Here is a 19734-nt window from a genome sequence, read left to right on the forward strand (position 1 = left end):
TTACTTGTTTCATTTCAAAAATTTTTCGTAAACAAAATCTAGGTATGATCTTGGTATCCATTGAGATTTTTAATCTCCATCTTTTTGTGGGAGGGGAAACCTTATGGAGAAGCTCTTTGGCGTGAGAGCCAATGGTAGTACTATACGTCGTGAAATCATCGCTGGTGTGACAACCTTCCTAACGATGGCCTACATAGTTTTCGTCAACCCGTCCATTTTGATTAACGTGATACCCGGTGCAACACCTGGAAGTACTCTTTACCAACAATTCTTTGGTGCATTCATGGTTGCGACGATTCTCGGTTCTGTGGTTGCCACTTTGATAATGGGGTTTTATGCAAATTATCCTTTTGCCTTAGCCCCCGGAATGGGTTTGAACGCATATTTTGCCTTCACCGTGTGTTTAAAAATGGGAATTGATTGGCGTGTGGCTCTTGCGGCAGTTTTTGTGGAAGGCTTGATATTCATCCTCTTGACTGTAACAGGAGCTAGAGCATACGTGATTAAAGCAGTTCCAAATGTTGTGAAACTTGCAACCGGTGCCGGAATAGGTCTTTTCATAGCTTTCATAGGTTTAAGAAGTGCTGGAATTGTCGTAAGCGATCCTGCCACTGCGGTTAGTTTGGGACATTTGACTGATCCAAACGTTGTGGTAGCCATAATAGGCTTTTTCATCATAGCTATTCTTTCGGCTTTGAAAATACCTGGTGCAATCTTGATTGGTATTTTGGCCAGCACTTTGATCGGAGCACTTCCAATTTTTGGTGTGACGAAGTATTACGGTATCGTCGGCAAAATACCGGATATATCTCCAACCTTTATGAAGATGGATTTTAACCTTCAAGCTTTGGCGACGGCGTCCTTCTGGATGGTTGTTTTCACATTCTTCTTCGTCGACTTCTTTGACACCCTTGGAACTTTAACGGGTTTGGCAGAATCGGCTGGTTTTATGAAAAACGGTGATCTACCTAGAGCTTCCAGAGCTTATCTAGCAGACGCAATTGGTACTTCAGTTGGAGCTGTCTTTGGAACGTCTACCGTCACAACGTACATCGAAAGCAGCGCTGGAATTATGGAAGGCGGCAGAACTGGCTTGACGGCAGTCGTGGTGACGTTGCTCATGCTTCTTATGTTGTTCTTCTCCCCGCTTGCCATGACCGTTCCAGCGGCTGCAACAGCACCTGCTTTGATTTTCGTGGGTATTTTGATGATGAAACCAATTACAAAGATAAATTGGGATGATGTAACGGAGGCCATACCGGCGTTCGTAACTTTGCTCATGATGCCTTTGACGTATTCGATTGCAAATGGAATTGCGCTTGGAATAATTACCTACCCAGTGGTGAAACTTTTCTCTGGAAAAGCCAAGCAAGTTCATTGGCTTACCTGGATTCTTGCGATTCTTTTCGTGTTTTACCTGGTTTTCCTCAGAGAATAAGTTGTGTCTCTTGATAAAATCGCACGGGCGTGGTAGGATACTGAATGGGTAGAAATGTTTGCCGAGGTGGCGGAACTGGCAGACGCGCATGACTCAGGATCATGTGGGTTTACGCCCGTGCGGGTTCAAGTCCCGCCCTCGGCACCAAAGGAGCCGGTAGCACCGGCTCCAAAATTTTTATTTAAGGAGGATTGAATCTGAAGTTTGTCGAGCTTTTTGACCTTCCGATTGCAGTTTGCAACGAAGAAGAGTTAATTGAATACATCGTTCAGAGAATAAACAACAGACAAAAGACTTTCGCAGTTAGCGCGAACGCGTCCATAATGGTTAGAGCATGTGAAAATGAGCTTTACAAGGCAGCCGTGAAGTCTGCCGATTTGATCTTTCCAGATGGTTCAGGAGTTGTATGGGCAATAAAGAAACTTTACGATGAAAAAGCTTTTAGAATAACCGGCATCGACACCATGCTTAAGCTGTGCAAACTTTCGCCAGTTTACGGTTGGAAGGTTTTCTTGCTTGGGGCAAGGCAAGAAGTTGTTGAAAAGGCTGCGAAGAATTTATCCCAAAAGTATGGAGCTATCATCTGTGGATATCACCATGGTTATTTCAATGGCCCAGGACCAATCGAAATGATCAACGAAAGCAAGGCTGACATAATCTTCGTCGGCATGGGAGTTCCAAAGCAGGAGTTGTGGATAAAAGAAAACTTTTTCAAAACGACAGCTGTTTTTGCGATGGGAGTTGGTGGTTCATTCGACGTAATCGGTGAAAAGAAAAAACGTGCACCAGAATGGATTCAGAAAGCTAAGCTTGAGTGGCTTTACAGATTCTTACAATCGCCTCTTGAAAAGAAGAACGTGCCGGGTGATGTGCTGAAGTTCCTGATTTTGGTTCACAAATATAGAAACCTTAAATAATCCGATTAGAACTCGTTCGCTGTTTTACTCCTTGGTGAAATCTCACCTTTAAAACAAAGCAACCTGTAACATTATTTTATTCGTTTCGAGGACAACACGTAACATTCTGCTTATTAGAATCGTTCAAACAGGAAGATCCTCCCACAGACCTTTATCATGACACTGAGCGGTGACAGCATCACTTGAGATTGATATATCACTTCTGGAAAGGGGGTTAGACCTTGAAAATTCTACTTTGTCAGATCAATCCCGTCGTCGGAGATGTTGATGGTAATACTCAGAAGATCATAGACATTGTTCGATCTCACAAAGAAGCCGATCTTTTTGTTTTCCCAGAGTTGTCTGTATGCGGATATCCTCCGAAAGATCTTCTGTTTCAAAAAGGTTTTTTAAAAAAGATCGAAGACGCGTTACTGAAAATTGCAGAAAATGTTAAAGAAAATTACGTAATCGTTGGAGCTCCAAGCAGATCCATGCATGTTTTCAAACTTTACAACAGCGCTGTTGTTCTTCATAAAGGAAAGATCCACAAGTACGTACACAAGACCCTCTTACCAACCTATGATGTTTTTGATGAAACCAGGTACTTTCTTCCCGCACCTTCGAGGGAAATTGTAAATATCAAAGGAATGAAAGTTGGTATAAGTATCTGCGAGGATATATGGAACATAAACGAACCTGATGGCAAGGCAATGTATGATATAGACGTCCAAGATGAACTCTACCAAAAAGGTGCGAAATTGTTTGTGAATCTTTCAGCTTCACCTTATCACTACAAGAAAATGGAAGTCCAGAGACTTGAGGTGCTCAGAAAAGTTGCTGCAAAATACAAAACTCCCGTGATCTACGTGAACCAAATAGGAGGTAACGATGATCTTATTTTCGACGGCAACAGCGTAGTCCTCAATTCTCGAGGGCAGGTGGTAGTAAAGGCAAAAGAATTTGAAGAAGATCTCGTACAAGTCAACCTTGAAGAAGTTGAAAAGATGCCAGAAATTGTGATACGTGAAGACATATCTTGGGTTAAGAAAGCCCTTGTCCTTGGCATAAGGGACTATTTTGAGAAGACGGGAATAACTAAAAAGGCTGTCGTTGGATTATCTGGCGGAATAGATTCTTCCGTTGTTTGTTGCTTAGCCGTTGAGGCTTTAGGCAAGGAAAATGTTCTTGGAGTCTCAATGCCTTCGAGGTATTCTTCTGAACACAGTCTCACCGATGCAAGAAAGCTTGCGGAAAATCTTGGTATTGAGTATCGAGTATATCCCATTGATAAGTTATTTCAAGAATATCTGAAACTTTTCAACGAAGATCTTGTTACCCTTCAAGACCTGGCCGAAGAAAACATTCAAGCAAGAATTCGAGGTAACATACTGATGTTCATATCCAACAGGGAAAACAGACTCGTTCTAACAACCGGTAACAAATCCGAACTTGCCGTTGGTTATTGCACACTATATGGTGATATGTGTGGCGGACTTGCGGTGATATCAGACGTTCCGAAAACCATGGTTTACGAACTTGCAAGGTACATAAACAGTGAAAAAGAAATAATTCCACAGAACGTTTTTGTAAAACCCCCATCTGCGGAACTTCGCCCGAACCAGAAGGACGAAAACAGTCTGCCTCCATATGAGATCCTCGACAAAATACTGGTTGCATATGTTGAAGAACAAAAAGACGTTGACGAAATAGTGCAGATGGGTTATTCAGAAGAACTCGTCATCAAGGTGATAAAAATGGTTGAAAAAGCTGAATACAAGCGTAGACAAGCAGCACCAGGTTTGAAAGTTACATCTAAGGCTTTTGGAACCGGAAGACGAATGCCGATCGCCCAAAAATGGATATGAAATCAACAATCTTGGTTCCGACCTATCTTCGCTTTCGAAAACTGGATTAAGGAAGTAAAACGTGTGGGAGCCCAAGAATTTGTATTGTAATAAAAGCATTCCTTCCGCCTATTGTTACACGATCCTCAATAGGAAAACGCCACTCGGTGCTATACTTAGCTACCATTAGGAGGAATTATTATGAATCTTTCAAATCTGACAAATGCTGTAAGTCCGAGGTTCTCGAGAGTTATCCTGCCGTGGCTTTTCAAAAACCCCAAGTATTTGAAGAGTGCCCCAAATCTTATCAGATCTTTTCAAGAATGCGAGATGGCTCGCAAAGAATTGCTTCTAAGCGAAGATCTTTTGGTTCCACCGGTTGTCATATTGAGCGTCACAAACAACTGTAATTTGCACTGTCAAGGTTGCTTTGTAGAAAAACCTTCAGGCAGACAGTTGACACTATCAGACTGGAACAATGTCATAAATCAAGCCAAAGATCTCGGAGTTTTTGCCTTTCTGATTGCAGGAGGCGAACCTTTCTTAGTTGAGAACTTGCTTGATTTGGTCCTCAATCACAAAGATCGTGTTTTTGCAATATTCAGCAACGGGACAAATATTGGTGAAAAGCAACTGCAATTGTTGAAAACCACTTCCAATACAGCCATCATCTTGAGCTTAGAAGGAGATGAAGAATTAACAGATCAAAGAAGAGGCACAGGTGTTTACAGCACGGTGATGGAGATGCTTCAAAAACTTTCGCGACTTGGAGTGTTATGTGGTGTGTCCGTGACAATTACAACGGAAAACTACACCTACTGGATGAAGGACGAAAACATGGACACTCTTGCAAGTATTGGTGCAAAACTTTGTTTTTTTATAGAGTACATCGGTCCAATGGGAGACGGAAAAACTTTGAGCGCTGAGCAGCGACAGCTTTTTAGACAGAAAGTTTTGCAGTACAAAGACGAAAAACCCATATTCATCGTACACTCACCAGGCGATGAAGAACCCTTTGGCGGTTGTGTTTCAGCCGGAAGAGGTTTTATACACGTCAACGCATTTGGTGATTTGACGCCTTGTCCGGTGACTACTGTTTCCATCCACAATTTGAAAAAGACCACTCTCAAAGAAGGACTGAAAAGTGACTTGTTCAAGCAAATAATGGAAAACAAACTACTTGAAAACGGCGACGGTCCATGTTCGCTTATGGCACACCAGGACGAACTAAGGCAAATTGTGTTAAGTTGCTTTCAAGAAAACAGTGTCGGATGAATTTGCAACCATCGCAAGAGTAATTATTTCTTTAACCTTGTTAACGCAACGATTGCAAACACTTCCATCATTATCGAGAATACGACCATAGCTACAATGGAGATACCGTACAGTATCCCCATCGTAAAGCTTCCCAAAAACCACGCCAAACCAAAGAGTGTGTTGAAGATGCCGTAGGCTGTTCCTCTTCTTTCTTTTGGTACAATGTCGGCAACAACTGCCTTTAGAATTGATTCCTGAGCACCCATTCCAATTCCCCACAAAGATATTCCTACGGCTATAACCCAAGGATTTTTCGTCAAAAACACAAGCGGAGCAAACATTGCTGTCAAACCCGAAGAGACCATCAATATTGTCACACCAAATTTGTCGTAAAGTTTTCCAAACACAAGGGCTGCTGCCGCATCAACGCCCATCGCTAGAGCATAAAGAATCGGTATCAACGAAGCGGCGAAAACCTTTTCTTGTGAAACATGAAACGCTATGAATGGAAAGTCGGCAAAACCTGCGGCTATCAAACAAATCGCAATCAAATACCAGATGAATTTTCTTGAAAATTTGCCTTTCGCTTCAACATCCTGTGAATCTTTTTCAAATTGACTCGGCGCTGGGAAAAGTATTCTGGCTATTATCAAAAGTGCGACGGAAACAGCTGCAGGAACAAAGAGAATTGCAAAACCAAATCTGTATTTTGAAATCTCTTCACCGCTTTTGAGGGCAAGTACCAAGGAAAGAAAAACAGGACCTGCAACAGCTCCGATTTGATCCAACGCTTCCTCAAGGCCAAAGCCAAAACCAGAGCCAACCTGTTTGGCTGCGTAGGACATCATCGTATCCCTTGCAGGTTTTCTCAAAGCCTTTCCAAATCTTTCGGCGATGAGCAAAACAAAAGCAAGCTGCCAATTTCCAACTAAAGCGAGCATCGGTATCGCAAAAAGGTTCATGCCATAACCAATCAGAGTGAAGAGCCAATATTTCTTTGTTCTATCAGCAAGATAACCAGATACCAGTCTGAAGGAATAACCTATGAATTCACCAAGACCAGCTACCAATGCCACAGCCGCTGCACTTGCGCCAAGTAAACCGAGAAATTGACCCGCAATACTTCTTGCACCTTCATAGACAATGTCGGAAAAAAGGCTGACAAAACCCATTAAAATGATGAATGCCAAAGCCGATCGAATTTGTTTCTTCAACTTCGTCACCTCCTTTGTTTATTATGCGTCGAAACGTATTTCTGTTCCGTTTCAAAGTTTTTTCAGCTAAGATATCTACGAGGGGATGAGCGGTGAAAATAAAAAAACTAGATCCACAGGTTGTTACCAAGATTGCAGCTGGAGAAGTTGTGACTGGAGTTCATTCAGTTGTGAAAGAACTTGTCGAAAACTCCTTGGATGCTGGTGCGAAGAAAATTGTCGTTGAACTTGTTGGTGGTGGGAAAAGCCAAATAGTTGTATCAGACGATGGAGAAGGTATGGAAAAGGAAGACTTATTACTTTGTTATCAACCCCACACCACCAGCAAAATATCCAACTTTGAGGACATCTACAAGCTTGAAACTTTTGGTTTTAGGGGTGAAGCACTTCACTCGATATGCTCCGTAAGCAAAGTCACCATAAGGTCAAGACCTGTCTATCTTCCAGTTGGACACGAAATAGAAGTTGTCGCAGGACATCTTGTTTACGAAAGACCTGTGAGCATGGACCATGGCACTGTGATAATTGTGAAAGATTTATTCTTCAACGTTCCAGCAAGAAGAAAATTTTTAAAATCCTCCGCAGTTGAGGCAAGGATGGCAACCGAGGTTTTTGAAAGACTTGCACTTTCAAAACCACAGGTTCATTTTGTTTTGACCAGGGATCAGCAGGTAGTTTACAACTTGCCTTCAGCTGACTTTCTAACTCGTGTAAAACAGATCTTTACTGATATTCCGATTTCTCAGATTCTCCAAATAGATTCTTCAGAAGGAAGCATGAAACTTGAAGGAGTAATTGGCTTGCCGAGTATCGTAAGAACTTCAAGATCAACCATTGTTTTTGTCAACGAAAGATTTGTTGTTAGCCAACTTTTGATAAATGCGATTTACTCGGCTTATTCCGACTATCTTGAACACGGCCAACATCCCTTTGCGGTACTCAAGCTTTGGCTTCCAAGTAAAGAGTTCGATGTGAACGTTCATCCACAGAAATTGGAGGTCAAATTCACAAACGAAGAAAAAGTCTTTACTTTCATCAGGGATTCGATTAAAAATCAGCTGAAAAAAACCATAGCAAAGGTGCTGCATGTTGAAAAAGTCAAATACCAAGAAATTAAGCCAACGCCGTCTTCAAGCATCCTTGGTGAATCTGTTTTTGTGCCTTCAAAAGTTGAAAAACACACTTTTGACTTTGACAAAACTTTGAGTGTGAAAGCCTCTGAAAATCTAAAACTTTTGAAACCAAGGACTTATAGAGTACTTGGTTTGATCAGATCAAGATACGTTTTGATTGAAACTGAGGATAGTCTTTTAATAATGGATTTTCACGCGGCCCATGAAAGGTTGATTTACGAAAAAATCCTTGCATCTTTGGACAATTTGCCTTCTCAACAGTTAGTTTTTGAAATATCTGTTCCAATGAAAAAAAGTGATCTTGAACTTTTTAAAAAGTCTGATCTTCTCAAAAAGATTGGGTTTGAATATCAAGTTCGAGAAAACGATGTGCTTGTTCAAAAGATACCAAAGTGGTTGGACCAAAGTGATGTGAAAGATTTCTTCCTATCGGCTGTGGACGAGCTTAAGCTTTTGGATCTTCAGGAAACTGAAGAAATACTCAAAAATCTAATAGCTGATATCGCTTGCAAGAATGCACTTAGAACGAGAGATAAGCTTGATAAACTTCAAGCTGAGCAACTTTTCAACGAAATTATCGAAGCAGGTTTGAGCAACTGTCCGCATGGTAGGCCAATATTTTTCTCGATTTCTTACGATGATCTAGATAAATTTTTCGAGCGGATATGAAGCTTGAAGGTGTGATCATAAGAGAGGTTAAACTTTCCGATGCCGAGCAAATATTGATTTTCAAGAGAATGGTTGCCGCTGAGTCTGAATTTTTGATTTCTTATCCGGACGAAGTGGAGGATTTGATTGAACAAAAAAGAATCATCAGCCTTTATCTGAGCGATAAAAGAAGGATTTTTCTGGTCGCCGAATACCAGGGAAAAATAATAGGTATCATCACACTTTACGGTTTCAACAAAAGAAAGATTCTTCACAAAGGTGAACTTGGAATAAGCGTCAGAAAGCAGTACTGGGGAATGGGAGTTGGGAGTGCTTTAATGGAGGAATGCTTAAAGCTAGCAAAGCAAAGAGGTTTTAAAAAAATTCAACTTGAGGTTGTTGAGGGAAACGAAAGAGCTATAGCACTGTATAAAAAATTCGGTTTTGAAGTTGAGGGAATAAAGAAAAAAGCGATTTATCAAAACGGAAGGTATTATAATTTGATTGTGATGGGAAAATGGCTCGAAGATTGATTTTTTATTTAGCTCTTGCAGGAATTCTTTGTTTTGCCATGGCTTTTTATTCGTTCAGACAACTTGAGCAAGAAAATCAGGTTTTTAAGGATTATCTTCGATCAACCTGCAAACTGCTGAACAGCCTTTTTCAAGCTCAAGTTGATCTTGCCATTGCTTTACAGCCTTCTGTTGAAAAAAGTTCAATTTCGGATTTAGTTACAAAGTTTGGCAGAATCTTGCTTTACGATCAGAGCTTGAAAAAGCCAGTTGCAGGTGTCAAAATCAGCGATGGATTGAGCAAGGTTGTGGTTCTCGATTTTTCCATCCCCTCTATAGATATGGTTGTTTTTGTGGTTGACAGTTCGAGTTTGGTTATTTTCACCACTGAACCGGTTCAACTGGGAAGCAAGCTAGAAACGATCATAAACGTTCAACCAAATGATGTGGAAACTGTGGTTGTCTACAAGGGAAAGAAGTTCAAAGTAGTTCAATTGGTCAACGAAAAGTACGGTTTTAGGGTAATAACCGCTTATCCGATTGTAAACCCACTTTTTCATACCATCTTATTTTTTATCGTAAGCTTTGTATGTGGCTTGACCATCTTGTTTGTACTGATAATTGAAAAAAGCAAAGCAGTTGTTGAAAAGATCGGGGTAGGGGTGAAAAACATTCTAAGTCAAAGGTTCCAAGTGCAATCCATCAAATCTGACTATCTTTCGATGTTAAAAGAACTGGATCAACGTATCGAGCAAAGGGAAAAGCTTTTGAAAAAAATGTTGGATGAGATACAGAAAATAAAAGAAAATCTCAAGAAACTCAAGGAAAGCTAGCTTTTCTTTAAATTTTGAACGAACGCAAGTATTTCTGCGACGGCAAAGTACAAATCGTCTGGAATCTGCTCTAAAATTTCCAACTTATAAAGTTTTCCCACCAATTCTGGACTGGAAACTATTGGTATACCGTTTTTCTCGGCTTCTTCGATTATTTTTTGTGCTAGCTCACCTTTGCCTTTGGCTATCACGAATGGTGCTTCAAATCGTTCTGGATCGTAACCCAAAGCCACAGCCAACTTATGCGAGTAGTCCATTCACATCTCCCACCTTCATGAAGACGTTTTGAAACCTTTTTAAAAGATTTTGCCTAAGTTTTTCCAATTTTTCGAAATCTATTCCAACTGAAGGCTTTAAATGGAGCGATAAACTTTGGTTCACAATAAATCCGTTGAAAACATGACAAATACCTTTGTTGAAAAAATTTATTTGAAATCTTTTTGTCTTTCTGTCGATAAGAATATGAATCGGTTCTTCTTCGCTCGGTAAGCTTTTAAATTCGTAGGGATATCCAACAGTGAAAATCCAAAGGCCAAAATCTTTCAGTTTCTGGTTGATTTCCCCCAGTTTGTAATACTCTGAGAACGAGTTGTAAAAAGCCCTTGGAAGTTCTTCTTTTTCAAGCCTTTCGCATATTTTGTCGGCAAGTGCTACACAAAAATTTGCCTCATAGCCGCCTCTGAATTTGCCCAACGTTTGAAGAAAAGGATGAAGTTTTTTCAAAGGCGCTAACGATTCTTGTGAATCTATCAACCTTTCAGCGACGAAGAAATCTCGACCTTCTGGTTTATCAACAAACCTTACGTACTCACCTTCATTTGGAACTTTTCTTTTGAACTTAAGCAAGGTTTCTCCTTTGTCTGTTCTAACCTTTACAATTTGTCCTAGCCGCTCGACGACAAAACCTTCCAAATCGATCACCAATAATATTATCGGATCAAAAAGTCTTGGTTTTCTGCAATTCAATTAAGTAAAATAATCAACAGAGGTGAGAACTTGTGAAAAGCGCTTTTTCAATTTTGATTGGATATTTACTTGGTTGTTTTCTTCCCGCTTATTTCTTCGCGAAATGGTTTAAAAAAGTTGACATCAGAACGTTGGGGGACGGGAATCCTGGAACCACGAACGTGAAAAGAACACTTGGCTTAAAGTTTGCGGTACCAACGGCTTTGTACGACACAACAAAAGGAATTTTGGCAATGTTTATCGCAGAAAAAATCTTTCATTGTCAATCTTTAGTTGTTTACCTTTCTGGTGTGGCAGCTATCGTTGGTCATGTTGCACCATTTTATTTGAAGTTCAAAGGCGGCAAGGGAGCTGCAACTGCGACTGGTATGTTAATAATTATGCTCTTGAGGATATCAAGGAATATACAACCTTTTGCTTTGATAAGTACTTTGGCTTATCTCACTTTTTATGTTCTTTCAATGTTTTTTGCAACGAAAGATGAGAATTTCTTGGCTTTATCTACACTTCCTATTCTTGCGATTGTTTTGATCTTTCTTGTACCTTTATTGAATGAAACGATTTTTTCCTTGTGCTTGATGGGTTATCTTTTCTTTGTCGGTGTAAAGAATATGCAAAAGCTTAAAATGTTCACAATAAAAAGTGAAAATCTTCCTCTTTGGAGAATTTTCATAAGACCAGCTGCCATGTCGTTTTTTGTTTTAAGTTTGGTGATCAGCAAAATTGCTCTTATTACACTTGTTGGAATTGTTTTGGCTTGCTCTTTTGCAACTGATTTAATAAGACTTTCACACGAAAGGGTTGGAAAAATTTTAAACGAAGAAATTGCTCCAAGATTCAGAATTTACAAGCAGAAGGAAAAACATAGAATTTCTTCGATTACCATGTTTTTGCTGGGAGTGTTCCTTACGTATTTGCTTTTCAGCGAAAGTATAGCTATAGCAAGTTTGTGTTTTCTTGTTTTTGGAGATATGATGGCTAAAATTGTTGGAATAAACTATGGTCGCACGATGATATTGAAAACATCCGCAGGAAAAACGTTAGAGGGTTGGGTTGGTTTTTTGAGTATTTCAGTCAGCGCAGCATATTTTCTTTGGTTCGCGAAAATTCTGCCACTTTGGATAGGTTTAGTGGGCGCCTTGGTTGCTTCGATTGCGGAAAGTCTACCCATTCCTATAGACGACAACGTGAGCGTTCCAGTTTTATCCGGTGCGGTTATGATGCTTTTAATGAATTTAGGTTAAAAATATGAAAAATAAATAGCAGGGCTTTATTGCCCTGCTATTCATTATTATACCACAAATCTTAAAAGATTGTCAAGCATCTTTTTGTGAAAAACCAACTTTTTGAAATCCTACAATATCCTTGTTTATTATACACTCATGAAAAAATTTTGTCAAACAACTTGGGAGTCTGTTCGAAAAATCAGGAATACACTTATTGTCCCATCAATCAAAGTGTTTCAAATAACCCTCGACAAAAATATACCCTCCTAATAAACAACAACAAAAATATTACCTTTACCCAGTTGTACAGTATCATCTTCACCCATATCCTCTTCTTCGCCATCTGCATGCTCTTTGTACCTTCACATCTGCCATACGCATTCTTTATCTTCCCTATCACTTGCTCAACTACATACCTCTCCTTGTACTTCTCCCTGTTGGTTTCGTACATCTCTTTCACCTTACCCCTCAAAGGATTCCTAACCTTCGTGTGTAATGTATCCCTCACCGGAACCAGCACAAGTTCCGCCCGCTCAAGTAATCTCCCCAGTAGCTCCACACTCATCCTGTAAAGTGCATCCCCTATCACACATCCAGCCTTTACCCACGTCCTCTCCATCAATCCCAACAAAAGTTTCCTCTCGTCACTGTATGCTGGTCCCATCCTTACCCCTACAAGTATTGCTTCCCCTTTTTCTTCCTTCCCCTCATCCAACTCAGCCTTTGCTTGTCATCGTATCCAAAGCCTGTTCCATCTACTACTATCTGCTCAAGCTTTTCACCTACCAATAATGAAGCGTTGAAATCGCAGGCATCTTCTTTTTGAATATCTCTTCAAGATAAAAAACCGTGTCTCTAAACGACCTTCTCTCAGAGTATTCTCTTGGTCTGCCACGTTTCTTCTTACAACAAGTCTCTTTCAGCTCATCCTCAATAAGTTGCAGTAAACTCTTAATCATCTTCACGGATAATCTTTTCAGTGAATATTTTCTCCTCATACAGAGTCTTCCTTCCTTCGGTGAAGTGTTTTTAAGGATTATATCTCATCTTCGGAATATTCAAGCCCTTTTTTCGAACACACTCACTTGGTACTTGACCAAATAAACTCTCGAAGGTAAAATTTAGAAGAACGCGTTCCTTTAAACTGCTCCAGTGAGGGCAGAAAGGAGGATTAGTGTATGATTGATAACCCGGTCCCCCTTGTTCAAGAGAAAGTCACTGGATGGAAGTTTTTCGCCCTATCTTTGCAACACTTCATTGCTATGTTTGGAGCCACCGTTCTTGTACCATTGTTAACAGGTCTTGATCCACTTGTAGCTCTTTTCACGGCAGGTTTAGGTACCCTTGTGTTTCACGCGTGCACTGCAGGTGCTGTCCCTGTTTTTCTAGGTTCAAGTTTTGCTTTCATTGCTCCTGTTCTTCTTGTCAAGGAAAGGTTTAAAGACCTGCGCTATGCAACTGGAGGTATTGTGATAGCAGGACTGGTTTATCTTCTTTTTGCGCTTTTAGCTTGGCTCGTGGGAGTCGAAAAGGTCAAAAAACTCTTTCCTCCTGTTGTCACTGGTCCAATAATCATTTTGATTGGTTTGACCTTAAGTCCTGTGGCAATTCAGATGGCTAGTAGCAATTGGTTTATTGCTGCAGTTGTAATAATCACTGTAATAATAGTTTCGGCAGTTTTAAAAGGCTTTTGGAATCTTGTACCTGTTCTAATAGGTGTTTCAGTTGGATACCTTGTTTCAATATTCACTGGTCAGGTTGATTTTACCCCTATTCAACAAGCAAGCTGGTTTGATATACCAAAGTTCATGCTCCCAATTTTTGAATGGTCAGCAATTGTTACAATCGCACCTGTGGCTTTGGCAACAGTTATGGAGCATATAGGGGATATAACTACCAATGGGGCTGTGGTTGGAAAGAACTTTTTCGAATACCCTGGACTTCACAGAACCTTGATTGGTGATGGCCTTGCCACATCTGTTGCAGGTTTGGTTGGAGGGCCTGCAAACACAACTTACAGTGAAAACACAGGAGTTCTAGCGCTCACAAGAGTTTATGATCCAAGGGTTTTAAGAGGGGCGGCTTTGCTAGCAATTGTTGCATCGTTCATTGCAAAATTTGGTGCTGTGCTTAGAACTCTTCCAAGCTCAGTGATTGGTGGAATCAGTTTGATACTTTTTGGAATGATTGCATCAATTGGAATAAGGACTTTGGTAAACGCAAAGGTTGATTTTTCAAAACCAAAAAATTTGCTTGTAGCTTCTTTGATTCTCACGATAGGCCTGGGAGGAGCTTCCTTCAAAATTGGAGTAGTTGAGCTTAAAGGGATCAGTCTTGCAGCGATTGTTGGTATATTGGCCAACATTTTAATACCAGATAAATTTGCCAACGATTGTTAAAATTTGCTACAATTTTGCTGGGAGGAAGGAAGCTGAATATTCATAGAGTTTTAATCAGTGTTTGGGATAAGACAGGAATACTTGATTTTGTCAGTGCCTTGAGTGGTAAGGGAATTGAAATTATAGCCACTCAAGGTACTGCTTCTTTTTTGGCAAGCCACAATATTCCAGTGAAACCAATAGAGGAGCTAACTGGTTCTTCCAATTTACTGGATGGATCGTTGAAGACAATTCATCATCGAATTTTTGCGGCTATATTGGCAAAGTCTACAGAAGAACACATAGATCAGTTGAAAAAACTTGGTGTTGAACCGATCGACATGGTTGTGGTAAATTTAAGACCTTTGAATTATGAATCAACCACGGACGAAAAGCAATTGCTCGAAAGAATCGACATCGGTGGGGTTGCCTTGTTGAGGGCAGCTGCAAAAAATTATAGAAACGTGGTTCCAGTTTGCGATTACAATGACTTTAAAGAGATACTTGATTCGATAGAAAAATGTGGGGATATAACACTTTATCACAGAAGAAAACTGTGCGTCAAAGCTTTCAAAAAATGCGCAGAATATGATATGCAGGTTAGTCAAATTTTGGCACAGCTTTTTGCTGTCGAGTTGTAAAGGAAGATTTATGATTGTTCTTTCTTTTTTGGAAAAAGTTTTTCTTGAATTCTTTCCCAATTCTTGTCCGTTGTGTGGAAAAAGAATTGGAATTAAAGAGCTTCTTTGTCAAACGTGCGAAAAAGAAATAAAAAATGGTCCTTTGCCGATAGTTCACAAATCGAAGTTTTTCACGGCTTATTTCTATGGTAAATATGAGTCAAAGCTACGCGATTTGATTCTTGCTTACAAAAACGGCAAGCACTGGCGGCTTTCCAAGGTTATTGCATATTGTATGGCAGATTTGATAACTCGTTATCCATCTTCAGCTGATTTATTAACATGGGTTCCGTCAAGTTATAAAGCCACTGAAGAACGAGGTTTTGAAACAATGCGGCTTGTGGCTGAAAATCTATCAAAAGCTTTGAAGATACCTGCAAAAAAATTGCTCGAATCTAAAGCTAAAACTAGTAGACGTGGAATTGCGGGAAATGATAGAATTAGAATTGTGGATGGTATGATATATCCTGTTGGACAAATAAGTGGTGACATTGTGTTGATTGACGATGTTTTTACAACTGGTAAAACTGTCGCAGAATGCGTGCATGTTCTAAAAAACAATGGTGCTAGAAACGTGACAGTTTATTGTTTAGCTATTGTGCAGCGTTGAAATATGAATAAAAAGATTAGTTTGATTGGTGTGCTGACTTTGTTAGTTGTAATCATATTGGCTTTGAGGTTTTCTGAAAAGCCAAAGTTTAGTTTTTACTTTGAATGCAATGAGCAACTAAAAAAATCTGTTTTTGATCTACTAGCAGAAATGAAGATTAAATATAGACTTTTGGAACGTCCCGATGAACGGTGCGTACAAGTATTTGATGATAGAATAATTGGACCTGTCAACTTAAGAAGGAAAACTGCACTAATAGAAGAAATGGAAATAGCCACTTCACTATGTCCTCATCCCTCCTCTTGTACCATAACCTGCTTATGTTAAAACGCCTCAGCTTGTACCTTGTTATCCCTATCACACTCTCAACAAGACTTCTTTCCCCAAACCTCATTTATGTTCACCTTCATCTCGTCTATAGCTACTACTGCATTGCCTTCTATCTTCTCAGCAAATATCTCTTCTTTCATTCTTGTCCACCATTTCCTCAAGGCTTCATGACTGACTCCAATTATGGCTGCTGCCTTCCTTAATGCAAGTTCATACTTTCGCCTCATGTGGAACTCTTTGTCTTTGAAAAAGGTTTGGTATAATTTGGTATAGGTACTCGGTGATGTTTGTTGTTGTAACTTTCATCTTTACGGGAACCTCCTTTCGGTGAGAAGAGTTGGTTCCCGTTTATTTTATCTTATTCCCCGGCTTAAGTTGACACCTCCGTTAAAAGATCGTGGTTTAGAAACGAATACTTCAGGAAAGCTGTCGCTTATGCTATGCCGAAAGATCTCATGATAGATACTCTGTTGGCTGGACTTGGAAGACCACAGTGGGGACCAATAAGCGAAGCAGCGGCTGCTTATTACAACGACGCCGTTTTGAGAAAATATCCATATGATTTGGATTATGCAAGAATGATGCTTGAACTTGGTGGATTCAAGTGGGATGCACAAGGCAACCTTATAGATGCAAATGGCAACAAGGTAGAGTTCATTCTTATGACTAACGCAGGAAATACTGTACGCGAGGGAATCTGCAATATCTTAAGAGATGAGCTTGCAAAGCTTGGTATGAAGGTCACCTTTGTGCCACTTGATTTCAACTTGCTTGTCGAAAAAATGTTGAACACCGGTGATTGGGAAGCCATAGTCATTGGTTTGACTGGATCTGATGAACCGCAAGGTGGAAGAAACGTTTGGGCTTTGAAAGGAACATTACATTTCTGGAATTTCCATCCAGAAGTCAAACCATTTGTCGATCCAGCCATTTACGAGGCGCCGTGGTGGGAAGTTGAGATCGATAGAATCTTTGCAGAAAACGTCAGAATACTTGATCAAAAGAAAGTCTTCGAAATGTTCTCAAGGTTCCAAGAACTCGTTTCAGAATACTTGCCTCTGATCTACACGTTCCAACAAGATTATTTGTACGCATACACAAATAAACTACAAAATGTTGAACCAACCGCATTTGGTGGAATGCTTTGGAACATCGATTGGATCTGGAAAAAACAGTAAAAATCACATCGGGGTGGGGTTTTTCCCCACCCCATAAACTGCAAGGGGTGAGGAAAAATTGCTTAAGTATATCGCTCGAAGACTTGTAATTGCCATACCAGAATTGCTTGTGATATCTTTTTTGGTCTTCATGATCATGTATGCTGCTCCTGGAGATTTTTTAGATCAATTCAAGTTGGATCCAACCATTTCTCAGGAAACACTTGAGGCGATGAGAAAAGAATATGGGTTGGACAAACCTGCTATAATTCAATATTTGACTTGGTTGAAGAACTTGTTCAAGGGTAATTTGGGATACTCTTTCTATTACCGTAGGCCTGTGTCAAGTTTGATCTGGGCAAGGGTCAATGCGACGCTTTTACTTTCCGTAACATCGCTGCTTTTCTCGTGGGGGCTTGGCATAGGAACAGGAATATATTCGGCGCTGAAGAAGTATTCTATAGGTGATAGAATTTTAACCGTATTTGCTCTGACCCTTATTGCAACACCTTCATTTTTCTTGGGGCTTTTGATGCTGTACTTGGCGGCGAAAACTGGATGGTTCCCAATATCTGGTATGATTTCGATCAATTATCCTCAGTTATCTGCTTGGGAAAAATTCAAAGATGTTTTGTGGCATATGATTCTTCCTGTGGCTGCCTTGAGTTTGGGATCTTTTGCGAGTTTGATGAGATACATGAGGGGATCATTGCTAGATGTTTTGAACGAAGATTACGTGATTTTTGCACGTGCGAAGGGAATGCCTGAAAGGGTTGTTATATACAAGCACGCACTTAGAAATGCTATCAACCCAATGATAACTTTCCTTGGCTTTAGCATTTCTGGTCTTTTAGGAGGGGCATTGTTTATAGAAAATGTCTTTGGTTGGCCAGGTATGGGAAGGTTGATTTATCAAGCGTTGATACAACAAGATATGTATCTTGTTATAGCCAGTGGTTTGATCAGCGCTATTCTTTTGGTAATTGGAAACCTTGTAGCTGATATACTCCTTGCACTTGTAGATCCACGTGTAAGACTTTCTTAAGGAGGATCAATGATGGCGGAAGTCAACGGTAAAGTGATGGAAAAAGAACTTATCAGTGAAGAAGTTGATTTTCAGGAAAAATATCTTTCAAGGGGACAGCTCATTTGGAGAGCGTTTCTAAAGCACAGGCTAGGAGTTGTGGCGCTTGTAATATTGATTGTGCTATATATCATGGCTCTGTTTGCAGATTTTCTTGCACCATATGATCCTTTGGAACAGTCTTTAAGACATACCTATGCTCCTCCTACAAAAATTCATAGGACTTACAAAGGACAGAAAGTTAAACCTTATATTCTTCCAATTATTAGTTTTGTCGACAAAGTTACTTATGAGAGAACTTATAAAGAAATGCTTTTTCCAAGCAGAATAGTCGTGGAAAAACCAGATGGCCAAAGAGAAGCTTACGAACTTGGAAAAGATGGTGTGGAAAGCATAAGGTTTCAAATTTCATCTGTTGAAAGCATAAAGATCAATGGAGAATGGGTTGATGTAAAGCGAAGTCCAAGGATTGCCGAATATCTTTTGTTTGGATATAATGACGAAGCCTTGGCAAAAGGTCAGGCGCGTTTTGAAACAAGTTCTGCTGTAGCACAAGAGGTTTATTTCAAATCTTATGGTTCTCGGTTTGGATTGACAGATGAAGAACAAATAGAAGCTGTGGCTATAACGGAAACGATAGAAAGTATAGTTATTCGAAAAGATGGAAGGCCGCAAATAGTAACAGGAAAAATAGTTGACTATGATTACAAGATTTATCCTGTCAAGTGGTTTGTAAAAAGCTGGACTGGGAAGTTGTTTTGGTTGTTTCCTTTGAGTGTTCATTTATTTGGAGTAGATAATTACGATAACAATCCGTATGTAAAATTGTTCATAATGGGTGCGGATTTGTATGGAAGAGACGTTTGGTCTCGAATAGTTTTTGCTTCGAGAATATCGCTTTCAATAGGTTTCATTGGAATGGTGATTACTTTTGCTCTTGCTATGGTTTTCGGAGGAATATCTGGTTACTATGGTGGACTGATCGACGAAGCATTGATGAGGTTTGCCGAAATAATAATGTCAATACCTAACTTTTACCTTTTGATCATGCTTCGGGCGATGCTTCCTCTTGATTTACCTTCAACTCAGATATACATCCTTTTAGTTTTCATCTTAGCGTTTATTGGATGGGCTGGTACATCGCGTGTCATAAGAGGTATGGTTCTTTCAATCAGGCAAAGGGAATTTGTTGAAGCAGCTATTGCAATAGGTCTTCCAAATTGGAAAGTTTTAACTCGCCATGTTTTGCCGAATACCGCAACTTACTTGATTGTTGCATCAACGTTGAGAATTCCAGGTTATATCCTTGGTGAAGCGGGTTTGAGCTTTCTTGGACTTGGAATAAGAGAGCCATATGCATCTTGGGGATTAATGCTTGCACAAGCACAGGATGTCTATGTGATAACAAGAGCACCTTGGTTGCTTATTCCAGGACTTTTCATAATAATAACTTGTCTATCCTTCAACACAGTGGGTGATGCTTTAAGAGACGCGCTTGATCCTAGATCGCTTGGATAAAAAAGCG

The 19734-nt window shown here is 40.0% G+C and carries 21 protein-coding genes and 1 tRNA gene; 15 read left to right on the plus strand and 7 right to left on the minus strand.

Features of this window, described 5'->3' with window-relative positions:
• Positions 1-103 precede the first annotated feature (103 nt).
• From THETH_RS03360 to THETH_RS03380, 5 genes are all read left to right on the plus strand, one after another.
• Positions 104-1438 carry an NCS2 family permease gene (locus THETH_RS03360; protein WP_013931974.1) on the plus strand — a complete coding sequence of 445 codons (1335 nt, stop codon included), beginning with the start codon at positions 104-106 and terminating at the stop codon, positions 1436-1438.
• 60 nt (positions 1439-1498) lie between these two features.
• Positions 1499-1585, plus strand: a tRNA-Leu gene (locus THETH_RS03365).
• Between the two features lie 44 nt (positions 1586-1629).
• Entirely contained in the window at positions 1630-2355 is a 726-nt protein-coding gene (locus THETH_RS03370) for a WecB/TagA/CpsF family glycosyltransferase (RefSeq protein ID WP_013931975.1), read from the plus strand.
• 221 nt (positions 2356-2576) lie between these two features.
• Complete coding sequence (locus THETH_RS03375) at positions 2577-4202, plus strand: NAD+ synthase (RefSeq protein WP_013931976.1); 1626 nt, start codon at positions 2577-2579, stop codon at positions 4200-4202.
• Positions 4203-4382: 180 nt separating this feature from the next.
• Positions 4383-5456 (plus strand): radical SAM protein, encoded by a 1074-nt coding sequence (locus THETH_RS03380; RefSeq protein ID WP_013931977.1) that lies wholly within the window; start codon positions 4383-4385, stop codon positions 5454-5456.
• A gap of 23 nt (positions 5457-5479) precedes the next feature.
• Here THETH_RS03380 and THETH_RS03385 read toward each other — a convergent pair whose 3' ends face one another.
• A complete protein-coding gene (locus THETH_RS03385; protein ID WP_245530545.1) occupies positions 5480-6661 on the minus strand; it encodes an MFS transporter in 1182 nt (393 codons plus the stop codon).
• A gap of 83 nt (positions 6662-6744) precedes the next feature.
• Here THETH_RS03385 and mutL point away from each other — a divergent pair, with 83 nt between their 5' ends.
• From mutL to THETH_RS03400, 3 genes are read left to right on the plus strand one after another with little or no spacing between them, the layout of a single operon-like run.
• Positions 6745-8454: a DNA mismatch repair endonuclease MutL gene (mutL, locus tag THETH_RS03390; protein ID WP_013931979.1), complete on the plus strand. Its 1710-nt coding sequence runs from the start codon at positions 6745-6747 to the stop codon at positions 8452-8454.
• A gap of 11 nt (positions 8455-8465) precedes the next feature.
• Positions 8466-8966: a GNAT family N-acetyltransferase gene (locus tag THETH_RS03395; RefSeq protein ID WP_245530547.1), complete on the plus strand. Its 501-nt coding sequence runs from the start codon at positions 8466-8468 to the stop codon at positions 8964-8966.
• Positions 8951-9778, plus strand: coding sequence for a hypothetical protein (locus THETH_RS03400; protein WP_013931981.1), 828 nt, complete (start codon positions 8951-8953; stop codon positions 9776-9778). Before THETH_RS03395 ends, THETH_RS03400 begins: the two co-directional genes overlap by 16 nt.
• Here the strand turns inward: THETH_RS03400 and THETH_RS03405 are convergent.
• Both THETH_RS03405 and THETH_RS03410 read right to left on the minus strand, forming a co-directional pair.
• Complete coding sequence (locus THETH_RS03405) at positions 9775-10035, minus strand: EscU/YscU/HrcU family type III secretion system export apparatus switch protein (RefSeq protein ID WP_013931982.1); 261 nt, start codon at positions 10033-10035, stop codon at positions 9775-9777. The two genes, THETH_RS03400 and THETH_RS03405, sit on opposite strands and share 4 nt — an antisense overlap.
• On the minus strand, positions 10019-10699 hold the full coding sequence (locus THETH_RS03410) for a hypothetical protein (protein WP_013931983.1): 681 nt from the start codon (positions 10697-10699) through the stop codon (positions 10019-10021). The genes THETH_RS03405 and THETH_RS03410 overlap by 17 nt, the downstream gene beginning before the upstream one ends.
• A 77-nt stretch (positions 10700-10776) precedes the next feature.
• On the opposite strand from THETH_RS03410, the gene THETH_RS03415 reads away from it, so the two are divergent.
• Positions 10777-11988, plus strand: a complete 1212-nt coding sequence (locus tag THETH_RS03415) for a glycerol-3-phosphate acyltransferase (protein WP_013931984.1) — start codon at positions 10777-10779, stop codon at positions 11986-11988.
• 208 nt (positions 11989-12196) lie between these two features.
• On the opposite strand, the gene THETH_RS10665 is transcribed toward THETH_RS03415, so the two are convergent.
• Positions 12197-12685 carry a transposase gene (locus THETH_RS10665; protein ID WP_157723300.1) on the minus strand — a complete coding sequence of 163 codons (489 nt, stop codon included), beginning with the start codon at positions 12683-12685 and terminating at the stop codon, positions 12197-12199.
• A 67-nt stretch (positions 12686-12752) separates the two neighbouring features.
• A complete protein-coding gene (locus THETH_RS03425) occupies positions 12753-12968 on the minus strand; it encodes a hyaluronan-mediated motility receptor (RHAMM) (protein ID WP_013931985.1) in 216 nt (71 codons plus the stop codon).
• A gap of 180 nt (positions 12969-13148) precedes the next feature.
• Here THETH_RS03425 and THETH_RS03430 point away from each other — a divergent pair, with 180 nt between their 5' ends.
• Genes THETH_RS03430 through THETH_RS03440 form a run of 3 tightly spaced genes read left to right on the plus strand, consistent with a single transcriptional unit; the run spans position 13149 to position 15638 of the window.
• Positions 13149-14369 carry a uracil-xanthine permease family protein gene (locus THETH_RS03430; RefSeq protein ID WP_013931986.1) on the plus strand — a complete coding sequence of 407 codons (1221 nt, stop codon included), beginning with the start codon at positions 13149-13151 and terminating at the stop codon, positions 14367-14369.
• Positions 14370-14383: 14 nt separating this feature from the next.
• Positions 14384-14989 (plus strand): IMP cyclohydrolase, encoded by a 606-nt coding sequence (locus THETH_RS03435; RefSeq protein WP_245530550.1) that lies wholly within the window; start codon positions 14384-14386, stop codon positions 14987-14989.
• A gap of 10 nt (positions 14990-14999) precedes the next feature.
• The gene (locus THETH_RS03440) at positions 15000-15638 is read left to right on the plus strand and encodes a ComF family protein (protein WP_013931988.1); all 639 of its coding nucleotides are present in this window, start codon (positions 15000-15002) and stop codon (positions 15636-15638) included.
• A gap of 229 nt (positions 15639-15867) precedes the next feature.
• Here the strand turns inward: THETH_RS03440 and THETH_RS10760 are convergent, their stop codons facing one another.
• Positions 15868-16032: a hypothetical protein gene (locus THETH_RS10760; RefSeq protein WP_169310342.1), complete on the minus strand. Its 165-nt coding sequence runs from the start codon at positions 16030-16032 to the stop codon at positions 15868-15870.
• Entirely contained in the window at positions 16004-16195 is a 192-nt protein-coding gene (locus THETH_RS03450; RefSeq protein WP_013931990.1) for a hypothetical protein, read from the minus strand. Before THETH_RS03450 ends, THETH_RS10760 begins: the two co-directional genes overlap by 29 nt.
• Before the next feature lie 213 nt (positions 16196-16408).
• Between THETH_RS03450 and THETH_RS03455 the strand changes: the two genes are divergently transcribed.
• From THETH_RS03455 to THETH_RS03465, 3 genes are read left to right on the plus strand one after another with little or no spacing between them, the layout of a single operon-like run.
• Complete coding sequence (locus tag THETH_RS03455) at positions 16409-17146, plus strand: ABC transporter substrate-binding protein (RefSeq protein WP_245530552.1); 738 nt, start codon at positions 16409-16411, stop codon at positions 17144-17146.
• Positions 17147-17204: 58 nt separating this feature from the next.
• Positions 17205-18170, plus strand: a complete 966-nt coding sequence (locus THETH_RS03460) for an ABC transporter permease (RefSeq protein ID WP_013931991.1) — start codon at positions 17205-17207, stop codon at positions 18168-18170.
• A gap of 12 nt (positions 18171-18182) precedes the next feature.
• Positions 18183-19727 (plus strand): ABC transporter permease, encoded by a 1545-nt coding sequence (locus THETH_RS03465; protein ID WP_013931992.1) that lies wholly within the window; start codon positions 18183-18185, stop codon positions 19725-19727.
• Positions 19728-19734 lie beyond the last annotated feature (7 nt).

Origin of the sequence: Pseudothermotoga thermarum DSM 5069 (assembly GCF_000217815.1) — a bacterium.
Classification (GTDB): domain Bacteria; phylum Thermotogota; class Thermotogae; order Thermotogales; family DSM-5069; genus Pseudothermotoga; species Pseudothermotoga thermarum.

Bases quoted from the DNA above. Each gene is read 5' to 3' on its own strand.
- THETH_RS03360 (WP_013931974.1), top strand. From the start codon at position 104: ATGGAGAAGCTCTTTGGCGTGAGAGCCAATGGTAGTACTATACGTCGT.
- THETH_RS03380 (WP_013931977.1), top strand. From the start codon at position 4,383: ATGAATCTTTCAAATCTGACAAATGCTGTAAGTCCGAGGTTCTCGAGA.
- THETH_RS03400 (WP_013931981.1), top strand. From the start codon at position 8,951: ATGGCTCGAAGATTGATTTTTTATTTAGCTCTTGCAGGAATTCTTTGT.
- THETH_RS03405 (WP_013931982.1), bottom strand. From the start codon at position 10,035: ATGGACTACTCGCATAAGTTGGCTGTGGCTTTGGGTTACGATCCAGAA.
- THETH_RS03425 (WP_013931985.1), bottom strand. From the start codon at position 12,968: ATGAGGAGAAAATATTCACTGAAAAGATTATCCGTGAAGATGATTAAG.
- THETH_RS03430 (WP_013931986.1), top strand. From the start codon at position 13,149: ATGATTGATAACCCGGTCCCCCTTGTTCAAGAGAAAGTCACTGGATGG.
- THETH_RS03440 (WP_013931988.1), top strand. From the start codon at position 15,000: ATGATTGTTCTTTCTTTTTTGGAAAAAGTTTTTCTTGAATTCTTTCCC.
- THETH_RS10760 (WP_169310342.1), bottom strand. From the start codon at position 16,032: ATGAGGTTTGGGGAAAGAAGTCTTGTTGAGAGTGTGATAGGGATAACA.
- THETH_RS03450 (WP_013931990.1), bottom strand. From the start codon at position 16,195: ATGAGGCGAAAGTATGAACTTGCATTAAGGAAGGCAGCAGCCATAATT.
- THETH_RS03455 (WP_245530552.1), top strand. From the start codon at position 16,409: ATGCCGAAAGATCTCATGATAGATACTCTGTTGGCTGGACTTGGAAGA.
- THETH_RS03465 (WP_013931992.1), top strand. From the start codon at position 18,183: ATGGCGGAAGTCAACGGTAAAGTGATGGAAAAAGAACTTATCAGTGAA.